The following is an 11,367-nucleotide window of genomic DNA, read 5'->3' on the forward strand; positions in this document are numbered from 1 at the left end:
TTCTCTCCTAATCTAAGACGCGAGTACCACCTGCAACTTCAGCGATATAGAAGCTTGGTGCATAGCCAACGATTTCTTCGTAGTGTTTGCCAACAGCTTCTTTAAAGGATTCAACTGCATCTTTTTGAACCAAGGCAATGGCACAACCACCAAAACCTGCTCCTGTCATACGAGCACCGAGAACACCTTCTTGAGCCCAAGCTGTATGAACAAGAGTATCCAATTCCAAGCCAGTCACTTCGTAATCATGCTCAAGAGAAACGTGAGACGCATTCATCAAACGACCAAACTTGTCCAAATCTCCTGCTTGAAGAGCCGCTTGTGCTTTAAGTGTACGTTGGTTTTCAAGAACAGCATGGCGAGCACGTTTCAAACGATTTTCATCTTTGATGAGGTAACTGTATTCATCAAAAGCCCACTCATCCAATTCACCCAAGGTTTGAATGTCCAAGGCCACTTGGAGTTCTTCTACAGCTTTTTCACACTCAGCGCGGCGTTCATTGTACTTAGAGTCTGCAAGTTCACGGCGTTTGTTGGTATTCATGATAACAACGACATTGTCTTTCAAATCAAGTGGAACCAAGTCGTATTCTAGAGTATTAGTATCTAGGTAAATAGCACGTTGGTCTGCCCCCATACCGATAGCAAATTGGTCCATAATACCAGAGTTAACACCGATAAAGTTATTCTCTGTCAATTTTCCGATTTTAACTAAGTCTAGACGGTCCAATTTTAGGTCAAAGAGGTATTCTGCTACGACACCTGTCAAAAGTTCCAAAGATGCTGAAGATGACAAACCAGCACCATTTGGGATATTTCCAAATACATAGAAATCAAAACCTTTATCAATCACATGACCAGCTTCTTGCAAGAAATGAAGGACACCTTTTGGATAGTTGGTCCAGTTGTGCTCTTTCTCAAACTTAAGGTCAGCTAGAGGCACTTCAATGATGCCTTTGTCCTCAAAGTTCGCGGAGTAGAAACGCAATACTTGGTCATCGCGCTTGCGTGCAGCTCCGTAAGTTCCTAATGAAATAGCTGCTGGGAAAACATGCCCACCGTTATAGTCAGTATGTTCCCCAATCAAGTTGATGCGCCCTGGTGAGAAGAAGGTTTGATCCGCTTCTTGATCAAAAACAGCCAAAAAATCCTTGCGAAGTGCTTCAGCAGTAAGATGTTGTGTCATATGAATTCTCCTTTGACGAAATATTAGGTAAAAAAGTTTATCCTGTAATCGTTTTCTTCTATTGTACCCAAGGGTTTTGCTTAGGTCAACATTTTTACCGATATTTTACTAAACTATGAGTAAAAAGGAAGAAAAATATGCTATAATAACCTAAAAAGGAGGGGAATTATGGCTACACTCAAAGATATTGCTCAGCTAGCCTCTGTCTCGATCGCAACTGTATCTCGTGTCCTCAATCGCGATCAGAGTCTATCTGTGACAGAAGAAACCAGACATCGTATTTTAACCGTTGCCGAAGAACTAGGCTACACCAAACATCTTAAAACAGGTGAATCACATAAACTCAAACAGAAAATCGCTATCATCCAGTGGGTCAGTGAACAGGGAGAGTTAGAAGATCTCTACTACTACCAGATTCGCCTAGGAATTGAAAATAGAGCTCAAGAATTAGATTACGACATCTTGCGCTATTTTAATGACCAGCCTTTTACGCTTAGCGAAGAAGTCATTGGGATTCTTTGTATCGGGAAATTTAGCCAAGCACAGATTGCCTCGTTTGAAGAATATCACAAACCTCTAGTATTTTTAGATAGTGACACTCTGGCTTTAGGGCATACTTGTGTCATCACTGATTTTTCAAATGCTGTCAAACAAGTTTTGGATTATTTTATCAATCAAGGCATGGACAGGGTTGGAATTCTGACTGGACTCGAGATTACGACTGACCAAGAGGAACAAATCCATGATAAACGACTTGAAGCCTTTATCAGCTACACACAGGAACTGGGAATCTATCATGAAGAACTGATTTTCCAAGGAGAGTTTACTGCCCAATCTGGCTACGACTTAATGAAACATGCAATTCAAAACTTGGGTGAACAACTTCCATCTGCCTTTTTTGCAGCTAGTGATAGTTTGGCAATCGGTGCCCTTCGCGCCCTTCAAGAAGCCAGCATCAGCATACCAGAGCGCGTCAGCATTATTTCCTTTAATGATACTATTCTAACCAAGCAAGTGTTCCCACCACTTTCTAGCATTACTGTCTACACCGAAGAAATGGGACGCACAGGAATGGATATTTTGAACAGAGAAGTCCTTCATGGCCGTAAAATTCCAAGCCTCACCATGCTTGGAACCAAACTGACGTTAAGAGAAAGCACCTTGCATTAAGTACAACACTTGAACATAAAAAAATCCTAATAAGAGCTTTTCAGTTCTCTATTAGGATTTTCTTTTTTTAATCCATCACAATCATAGACTTAATGGTCTTGCGTTCATCCATAGCCTTATAAGCTTGGTCGATATCTTTCAGTTTATAGCTTGAAGTAAAGACACGGCCTGGATTGATATCACCATCAAGAACAGCTTTAAGCAAGAATTGCTTATCGTATGTTGTCGCAGAAGCTGCTCCACCTGCGACAGAGATATTTTGCATAAAGGTTGAACCAAGAGCACGATTCTTATAATGTGGAACTCCTACAAATCCCATGCGCCCTCCATTGTGAAGGACACCTAGTGCTTGCTCAACAGCCACTTCAGTACCGACGCACTCAAGTGCTGCATCTGCTCCTCCTCCGAGGATTTCACGCACCTTGGCAATACCTTCTTCACCACGTTCGCCCACGACAGCTGTCGCTCCTGACTCCAAGGCCATTTTTTGTCGATCTTCATGACGACTCATAAGGATAATTTGTGAAGCTCCACGCATCTTAGCAGCAATGACAGCACATTGGCCAACAGCCCCATCGCCAATTACGACAACCTTATCACCTGGTTTCACATCTGCCACACGCGCTGCATGATAGCCTGTTGGCATGACATCAGCCAGAGTCAAGAGAGACTTGAGCATACCTTCTGTGTAGTCAGACGGTTGTCCAGGAATTTTTACAAGGGCCCAATTAGCATAGTGGAAGCGGAGATATTCAGCTTGGAAATTTCCACCTAGGTTATTTCCAATATGATTGTCACAGGAACCATCAAATCCAGCACGACAGGCATCACATTCCCCACAACCATGAGTAAATGGCACAATCACAAAATCACCAGGCTTGACCGTGGTAATGGCTTCTCCAGTTTCTTCAACGATTCCAATCGCTTCGTGTCCACTATTTTTATGCCCCGCTTTAATATCTGGATTTCGGTAACTCCAAAGATCCGAACCACAAACACAAGCACGAACCACACGGATAATGACGTCATCCGATTCTTGAATGCTTGGACGCTTAACTTCTTCAATACCGACCTGACCTGCCTTGGTATAAATTGCTGATTTCATAACATTTCCTCTCTGTATCTAACTACCTTAAGTATACACTTTTTATCAAGCTTTCGCTCACTTATACTACATCTCATTAATGATGATGTTCATGTTCATATCTTTGGATTGCCTCTATCTCCTCCATATTCCGCTTATGGGCTTGGTGAGTTTCTAGGTCCGCATCAATCTCAATGGTGATATTTTGGAAACCACAATCTTTGAGTAGGGTTCGAATGGATTCTTTACAAACCTCCATCTGTTCAATTTCTTTTAGACAAACATGGACAATGGCATTTTTTTCCAAACCATCCATAGTCCAGAGATTGAGCTGATTAAGGCTAGCGACATGGTCCAACTGCTCCAAGTCGCTTTTTACTTGCTTGATATCCACTCCTTCTGGCACAGCATCAAGGAAAATCTTGAGCGTGCTCCAAAAACGTGGAATGGCTTTCGACAGAATAAAGAAGGAAATGACAAGGGATAGGAGCGGATCCAGAATATACCAGTCGGTAAATCGCAGAACAATGGCCATCAGGATAACAGCCACCCAACCCAGAGTATCTTCCAGAAAGTGCAGGCTCAAAATAGACTCATTCTTAGTTTTTCCCTTACGAACTACTAGACTTGCTAGTACATTAATGCTAACAGCGATGATTCCTAGCCAGAGAATCCCCTCATCATTGACAGGTTGTGGATGAAAGAGTTTCGTTATATTTTCCAAAATGACCAAAACGGACCCTGTAATCAGAATCACAGCTGTTACCAAGGCACCTAGAAGACTAAACCGTTTATAACCCAGGGTATAATGACTATCTTCTTCACGATTGGAAATTGTTTCAAGAAAGGCTGATACCCCAATTGCGATTGCATCTCCCAAATCATGAACAGAGTCAGCAAGAACAGCACTGGAACCAAACACTCCACCAGCGATAAACTCGATAATGGCATAACTCAAATTTAAGAAAAAAGCTAACCAAACTGTATGTTTTGTCTTCATAATCATCATTCCTTTGTTATAATAGATTCATGAACATCCTGTTCATTATCATTATCTAACATTCATTACAGAAAGGATAGGAACAAACTATTCACTTTGTAAGATACCGAATAGTTTGTTCAAAGTGTCCATATGACTGCTCAAGATCGTCGCATTACCAAGACTCGAAAAGCTATCTATACTGCTTTTTTACAATTACTAAATCAAAAAAGCTTTGAAACGATTACCGTTCAGGAGATAATAGACCTCGCAGATGTCGGTCGCTCTACCTTTTATAGCCATTATGAAAGTAAGGAATTACTCCTAGATGAGCTCTGCCGATATCTCTTTCATCATCTTTTTGAACACGAGAAAAATATATCTACAGAAGCTTATTTGGCTCATATCTTTTCACATTTTAAGAAAAATCAAGACCACGTCACCAGTCTCCTTTTCTCTAAAAATGACTACTTCCTCCGTCAATTGCAGAAAGAATTGGAACACCATGTTTATCCCATGGTAGCAGAGGACTTGCAAGTTGCCTATCCTAATATTCCTACTTCCTACCTCAAACACTTTGTTGTAACTAACTTTATCGAAACACTAACCTGGTGGCTCAAAAAAGGAAAATCTTATAAGGAAGACCAAGTAGTTGGATTTTACTTGGATGTCATGGAGATGACAACCAAACAAAAATAAATTATCATTATTCTAGCTAGAAAGGAAATCCTATGAACATCGTTATTATTCTTGTTATTTTTATAATCTTCTTAGCTCTTGCTTTTCCTCTTCTTCATTTATTGGCTAGCCTTTCAGAATTAAGAAAAGGCAGGAATCTCCTAGGAAATCGGCTTCTCCTTATCGGAAGTAGCCTTGCGACCTTATCTATCTTCCTCTACTTCTTTTTGCCGATTATCGCACTATCTCTTTGGCTGATTGGCTGTGGATTAATTTGCTACGGAGCCTATTGGAATGGCAAACAAAAAGAAAACTTCCATCCAACCCACCATCTGATTCGAATTGGAATTGCACTGGTGCTTACCATCTTGTTAGCCTTGGTACAATAAAAAAGGATCTTTTGATCCTTTTTTGTATACTCATAAACTAATACTCCTTTGATTATTGCTTAAGTATTCCTTCTTTAAGGAGAAAGTCCCGTGCTACTTCTTCAGCTGATTTACCTTCCACACTAACCTGGTAGTTCATCTGACTCATCTGGCTCTCAGTGATTTTACCAGCTAGTTTATTGAGGACTGCTTCCAACTCAGGATGTTTTTCGAGTAATTCAGCTTTCATGAGTGGAGCGCCTTGATAAGGAGGGAAGAGGTGTTGATCGTCTTCTAAAATTTGAAGTTGGTAACGCTCGATTTCAGGGTCTGTCGAGTAAACTTCCATAATCTGAATATCTCCAGCCTTAATCGCATCATAGCGAAGGGCTGGCTCCATGGTTGCCACATTGAGATTCAATCCATAAACAGACTGCAAGCCCTTGTTTCCATCCTCACGGTCATTAAACTCTAGAGTGAATCCCGCCTTGAGCTGTCCTTCTACTTTTTTCAAGTCTGAAATCGTCTTAAGCCCATATTCTTGCGCAATTTTTTTAGGAACTGCTATAGCATAAGTGTTTTGATAAGCCATGGGTTTAAGAAAGGCTAGTTGATCCTGTTTGGCAATGCCGTCACGAGCCACCTCGTAAACCTTTTCCGGGTCATGCCCAATTTGTGGCGATGGTTGGAGGAGACTCTCTGTCACTGTTCCAGAAAATTCTGGATAGATATCAATGTCCCCTTTTTTCAGCGCTTGATAAAGGAAATCTGTCTTCCCAAAGTTAGGCTTGACCGTCACCGTCATATCCGTATTTTCCTCGATGAGAAGTTTATACATATTCATGAGAATCTCAGGCTCAGGTCCCAACTTCCCAGCAATGACGAGATTGTCTTTCTCATTATGTGGAATAATGCTTGGAGCATAACTAACTCCCAAACCAAGGAACATAACAGCAAAGGCCGCAACAATTGTACGCAACTTTGCCTTTTCCAACCATTTGAGAATGACATTAAAGAGAATGGCTAAGATAGCCGATGAAATAGCCCCGATTAAAATCAGACTAGCATTCCGACGATCAATACCCAAAAGGATAAAGGAGCCCAATCCACCAGCTCCCACAAGAGCGGCTAAAGTCGCTGTCCCAATGATCATAACGGTTGCTGTACGAACCCCCGATACAATGACAGGCATGGCAAGTGGAATTTCAAACTTCTTGAGTCGCTCCCACTTGGTCATCCCAAAAGCAATCCCTGCTTCCTCAAGACTAGGATCAATCCCGTTCAAGGCTGTGATCGTATTTTCTAAAATCGGGAAAATAGCGTAGATGACAAGGGCTGTAAGGGCTGGTAAGGTTCCAATCCCCATGAAAGGGATAAAGAGACCCAACAAAGCCATTGAGGGAATAGTCTGGAAGATACCCGCAACTTGTAGTACCCAATTCGCTGCCTTTTTGTGACCATTTAGATAAACCGCAAGTGGGATGGTTAGAAAAATAGCGACCAATAAGGTCAAAAGCGATAATTGTAGGTGTTGACCAAGAGCGGTTACCCATTCACTAAATCGCTCTTGAAAGGTTGAAATCAAATTAGACATGAAGGCTACCTCCAAACAAGTTTGCTACAAAGTCTGTCGCAGGCGCTTGTAAAATTGTTTCAGGTTCTGCGACCTGGCGAATTTCTCCATCCTGTAAAACAGCAATTCGATCGCCTAATTTCAAGGCCTCGTCCGTATCATGAGTAACGAAGATGGTCGTCATACCGAACTCCTTGTGCAAGTCTTTGGTGAGAGCTTGCAACTGCTTGCGAGAAATGGCATCTAAGGCTGAAAAAGGCTCGTCCATCAATAGAATCTTTGGTTCCCCAATGATGGCCCGCACAATCCCAATCCGCTGTTGCTCCCCACCAGATAACTCGCTTGGTAACCGATGAGCATACTCTGCAGCAAGCAGACCAACCTTATCCAAGAGTTCTTCTGTTTTAGAAGTGATTTGTTCTTTAGTCCAGCCCTTCATCTCAGGAATGAGAGCAATATTTTCCGCAACTGTCAAGTTAGGAAATAGGGCAATAGCTTGAAGGACATAGCCGGTACTGAGACGTAACTCCCGTTCGTCATAGTCTTTGATGCGTTTCCCATCCATATAGATATTGCCATCTGTCGGTTCCAAAAGACGATTGACCATCTTGATCATAGTGGTCTTCCCAGATCCTGAAGGACCCACTAGCACCATGAATTCTCCATTTTCAATGCGAAGATTGACATCTTTTAAAATGTTTTTATCCGTGTAGCGCAAGGCTACATGTTTGTATTCAATCATGTTCTTCCTCTATAAGTTTTCTATCTCTAAGAGTATCCAATAGGCTACTTGCCGGATGCCCTAGGACTTTTTCGATATCTGTTGAAACCCCAGCTTGTTCCCCAACTTTGATAGCTGTATAAGTGCTGACCCAGGCATCGTACTCCCAAGTTTGTGCTGGCCATTTTTTCCGTGACTCATAAGCTTCTTCTACTGTTTCATCCACATACGCGATGGCCTTACCGGTCTCTTTTGAGAGAAGCGCTACGATTTCTTCCATGGAAAGATCCTCTGGCCCTGTCAAATTCAAGCTTTGATTTTCCCATTCCTTAGGATTTAAAAGAATCTCTACTGCAACCCTAGATGTGTCCTTACGGGCAACAGCTGACACAAGACCACTGCCGGCCGGACCACGAATCTCTCCATTTTCAAGCGCCATATCAATCAGGAAGTCCAAGTAAAAATTATCTCTCAAAAAAGTGTAGGTGAACCCTAACTCCTTGATATAGGATTCCGTCTGGGCATGATCTCGAGACAAGGTGAAAGTTGCCTTCTCATCTGCCCCATAAAAGGAGGTATAGACGATATGCTCTACTCCTGCTAGGTTTGCAGCATCTAAAAAGTCCTTGTGTTCCTTGACACGCTCTTGATTTTCCCGAGTAGAAACCATCAACAAGATATCAATACCCTTCAAGGCCTCAACCACCTCTGGAGTATTGGCATACGATATTCTACGGATTTCCGCAGACGCATAGATCTTTGCACGCTCTGGGCTTCGTGCTAAATGGACGGAAGCAATTCCTTTTTGATCTATAAGATTCGCCACATAAGAACCTAATTTCCCTGTTACCCCCGTAATACCAATCATAACTGTAACTTCCTTTCCTTAGATGTCATTTTCTTTAGCTTTTAGATTTGTGATAATACGCTCTTGATAAGCCTCAAATTCTCGGATTTCTTGATTGGAAAATCCTTGGTAGAAAATTTCACCCAATTCTTTACTAACACGGTCTCCAATTTCTTTTTGCGCCCAACCGAGGTCTGTCAAAGAGATATATTTTTTCCTTTTATCTTGTGTGCAAGGTTGAATCGTGACCAAGCCTTGTTCTTCCAATTTCTTAACCATACTGGTCAATGTATTATTGGCTAGACCCGTCGCAAGAGCGATATCGGTCGCTGTAGCGCACCCCAACTCTTGCTTCCACAAAATCGTTAAAATTTTTCCCTGTTCACTTCTGTATTGAGCATCTGGTTGCTTGCTCAATAGTTTTTGAAAGATACGCCCGTTTAACAATCGAATCTGTAGAGCTTGGTATCCCCCTAACATCTTGTCCATTTTGTCTCCTTTTTTGTTCTATATCGAACCTTTTAGTTATTGTAACACCCTAAATTACATCTGTCAACTATTTCGATATAGAAATAATAAAAAACTTCCTACCAAAAAGTAGAAAGTCATCATTTTTATAAAATTAAACATGAATCACATCTGAAGCATTCCCCTTAAAGAAACTACTATGGACTAGATAAGGACCATACTTAGAATTTTGACTAGAAACCAAGCATAAAGGAATGATAAAAATTTTTATAAAATATAGTAAACAAAAGAGTAGAAAAGACTAAAACTAAGATTCCTTAATTCAAAAAAATAAAGATAAAAGAAAATTAAAGAATTTAATAGAATATTAAATCCCCTAGCAAAACTAGCTAATAAGATATTCGTCTTGATCTGAGGATTAAAAAGTTTGACAAGAAACAAGGCTAATAAAGAAGTATTATAGATACAAATTGGCTTGTAATCATGACGATAGGGAACTAAAAACAAGAACAAAGAATGCTATAGTGGATTGAACTTAGAGTAGTACAATATAGATTCTAAAACATTTTTAGCAGTCTTGGTGTACTGTTCTAGATTCATTCTACTATATTTTCCATATAAAAGTAGACAAATGTCTACTAGAAATGTTTAGTTTTGGCAAACGACTGGGAATGATGATGCTATAGATTCCTTATCTCAAATACTGCCGTATGAATCCACTCGTTATGCATTTGAAAGTCATTCTCTATGATTCTACTAAAGGTGAAACCATTTTTTAAAAGCACTCTCTGAGAAGCCTGATTGTCCCTTGCCGTCCCTGCGATAATCTTATGTAAACCATAAGTAGTAAAGGCCTTTTCTAAAACGAGTTTAACTGCTTCGCTTGCATATCCTAAATTGGTAACATTTTCTCCAATCCTATATCCAAGTTCTGCTGTTTTTCTATCCTTCCCTAAAACACTTAAATTGATTCTTCCGACCATAGTACCTTGTGCATCTCTAATAAGATGCATGTAGACATCATGATTCTCTTGTTCCCTTAACAATTCCCTTGTAATCTCTTTAAAACCTTCTGAATCAAAATAGGTAGCTGGTCTAGGAGGTAGACTCCGCTCAAAATACTCCCGATTTTCTTTTTCAAAAGAATAAACATCTATACTATTTTCTTCAGACATCAGCTCTAGACTTATCATTGTAAACCATTTCCTATCATTCTATAAATTCAAATGTACTCATGTTCACATAAAGTGACATTTACAGAATTTACAGAGATATCTTAATTTATTCATATCGTATCTACATTATAACACAACATACTATGAAGAAAAATAATATCCGTCAAGGTCCTCATAAATTCCAACATCTTGCTAAACAAGCTGGAACGCTTATGGAAGCTGTTTTTGAACCCTACTTGCTTCATCTTCATAAAATGACCATGACTTACAAATAAAGAAGAAAAACATCTCAAATTTGATGAGATGGTTAATCATTTAGTCTACTTTATAAAAAACTTGTTCTGAGCTAGTTGGAGCAGCTTGACCAGCAGTAAGCCTGTTTTTACTTAAGTCAGAATCTAACCCAGCTATAGTAAGTCCAGCAGGATAAATACTCATTCCATACCCTGTAAAACCAGATCTAACGCTGAAGTTAACACTCCCATCGCTAGCTATGCTCACTTTCTCAATGTTCCCACTATTTACTAGTCCACTTTTATCGAATGTAAACTCTTGCCCAAGTCCATTTCTCCATGTTCCAACTAGAGTAGAGAAATCTCCATTTAGAATGGCTTGCTCATCTATTTTTTGTGATTTAGCATTCGTTTGCTCTTCTTGTGTCGAAGGTTTTTCCTCCGTAGTCGTAATACTATCTTGAGTAGTTGTTAAACTAGTGGTCGTTGTTGCACTTGTTGTACTAGTTGATGTCGTACTAGTAGTAGAAACTTGTTCTGTTGGAGTACTTACTGCTTCTGCATCTTGCTTCTTATGATTAAAGAAGAACATAAAACTTATCAGTACTATAGCAATTAAGCAACTTAACAGAATCAAAATCCAATTGATGCCTTTTCCTATTTTCATTTATAACTCCTTTAAATTATTCGTATTTAATTATATCATACTAAACTCATACTAGGAAGAAATTGTATAAGACAAAGACTATTGGTGTGAATTTGGGGGTGAACTCTCTATTGAGGATTAAAAAAGAACACCCCGAAAGGTGCTCTTTGTAAGTAGGCTCTATAATTTCTGTAGTGGGTAAATCCCCTATAGATATTATGGAGCCTATTTCGTTGTAG

Annotated in this window: 13 protein-coding genes; 4 read left to right on the top strand and 9 right to left on the bottom strand. The window is 40.1% G+C overall.

The window, feature by feature from the left end:
• Positions 1-7: 7 nt before the first annotated feature.
• Complete coding sequence (locus ADF68_RS00430; RefSeq protein ID WP_049548166.1) at positions 8-1,186, bottom strand: galactokinase; 1,179 nt, start codon at positions 1,184-1,186, stop codon at positions 8-10.
• 168 nt (positions 1,187-1,354) lie between these two features.
• Between ADF68_RS00430 and ADF68_RS00435 the strand changes: the two genes are divergently transcribed.
• Positions 1,355-2,356 carry a LacI family DNA-binding transcriptional regulator gene (locus ADF68_RS00435; protein ID WP_049548167.1) on the top strand — a complete coding sequence of 334 codons (1,002 nt, stop codon included), beginning with the start codon at positions 1,355-1,357 and terminating at the stop codon, positions 2,354-2,356.
• 67 nt (positions 2,357-2,423) lie between these two features.
• On the opposite strand, the gene ADF68_RS00440 is transcribed toward ADF68_RS00435, so the two are convergent.
• Positions 2,424-3,461, bottom strand: a complete 1,038-nt coding sequence (locus tag ADF68_RS00440) for a zinc-binding dehydrogenase (RefSeq protein ID WP_049548168.1) — start codon at positions 3,459-3,461, stop codon at positions 2,424-2,426.
• 76 nt (positions 3,462-3,537) lie between these two features.
• On the bottom strand, positions 3,538-4,440 hold the full coding sequence (locus tag ADF68_RS00445; RefSeq protein WP_049548169.1) for a cation diffusion facilitator family transporter: 903 nt from the start codon (positions 4,438-4,440) through the stop codon (positions 3,538-3,540).
• A 132-nt stretch (positions 4,441-4,572) separates the two neighbouring features.
• Here ADF68_RS00445 and ADF68_RS00450 point away from each other — a divergent pair, with 132 nt between their 5' ends.
• Positions 4,573-5,118: a TetR/AcrR family transcriptional regulator gene (locus ADF68_RS00450; protein ID WP_049548170.1), complete on the top strand. Its 546-nt coding sequence runs from the start codon at positions 4,573-4,575 to the stop codon at positions 5,116-5,118.
• Positions 5,119-5,150: 32 nt separating this feature from the next.
• The gene (locus ADF68_RS00455) at positions 5,151-5,486 is read left to right on the top strand and encodes a hypothetical protein (protein ID WP_049548171.1); all 336 of its coding nucleotides are present in this window, start codon (positions 5,151-5,153) and stop codon (positions 5,484-5,486) included.
• Between the two features lie 52 nt (positions 5,487-5,538).
• On the opposite strand, the gene ADF68_RS00460 is transcribed toward ADF68_RS00455, so the two are convergent.
• From ADF68_RS00460 to ADF68_RS00480, 5 genes are all read right to left on the bottom strand, one after another.
• Positions 5,539-7,059, bottom strand: a complete 1,521-nt coding sequence (locus tag ADF68_RS00460) for an ABC transporter permease/substrate-binding protein (RefSeq protein ID WP_049548172.1) — start codon at positions 7,057-7,059, stop codon at positions 5,539-5,541.
• Positions 7,052-7,780 (bottom strand): ABC transporter ATP-binding protein, encoded by a 729-nt coding sequence (locus tag ADF68_RS00465; RefSeq protein WP_049548173.1) that lies wholly within the window; start codon positions 7,778-7,780, stop codon positions 7,052-7,054. Before ADF68_RS00465 ends, ADF68_RS00460 begins: the two co-directional genes overlap by 8 nt.
• Positions 7,773-8,627, bottom strand: a complete 855-nt coding sequence (locus ADF68_RS00470; protein ID WP_049548174.1) for an SDR family oxidoreductase — start codon at positions 8,625-8,627, stop codon at positions 7,773-7,775. The genes ADF68_RS00465 and ADF68_RS00470 overlap by 8 nt, the downstream gene beginning before the upstream one ends.
• Positions 8,628-8,645: 18 nt before the next feature.
• On the bottom strand, positions 8,646-9,095 hold the full coding sequence (locus ADF68_RS00475; protein WP_049548175.1) for a MarR family winged helix-turn-helix transcriptional regulator: 450 nt from the start codon (positions 9,093-9,095) through the stop codon (positions 8,646-8,648).
• 659 nt (positions 9,096-9,754) lie between these two features.
• Positions 9,755-10,267, bottom strand: a complete 513-nt coding sequence (locus ADF68_RS00480; protein WP_049548176.1) for a GNAT family N-acetyltransferase — start codon at positions 10,265-10,267, stop codon at positions 9,755-9,757.
• Between the two features lie 125 nt (positions 10,268-10,392).
• On the opposite strand from ADF68_RS00480, the gene ADF68_RS11550 reads away from it, so the two are divergent.
• The gene (locus ADF68_RS11550; RefSeq protein ID WP_261674329.1) at positions 10,393-10,524 is read left to right on the top strand and encodes a hypothetical protein; all 132 of its coding nucleotides are present in this window, start codon (positions 10,393-10,395) and stop codon (positions 10,522-10,524) included.
• A gap of 40 nt (positions 10,525-10,564) precedes the next feature.
• On the opposite strand, the gene ADF68_RS00485 is transcribed toward ADF68_RS11550, so the two are convergent.
• On the bottom strand, positions 10,565-11,149 hold the full coding sequence (locus tag ADF68_RS00485) for a DUF6287 domain-containing protein (RefSeq protein ID WP_049548177.1): 585 nt from the start codon (positions 11,147-11,149) through the stop codon (positions 10,565-10,567).
• Positions 11,150-11,367: the final 218 nt, after the last annotated feature.

The organism is Streptococcus pseudopneumoniae, assembly GCF_001068775.1.
GTDB lineage: Bacteria > Bacillota > Bacilli > Lactobacillales > Streptococcaceae > Streptococcus > Streptococcus pseudopneumoniae_N.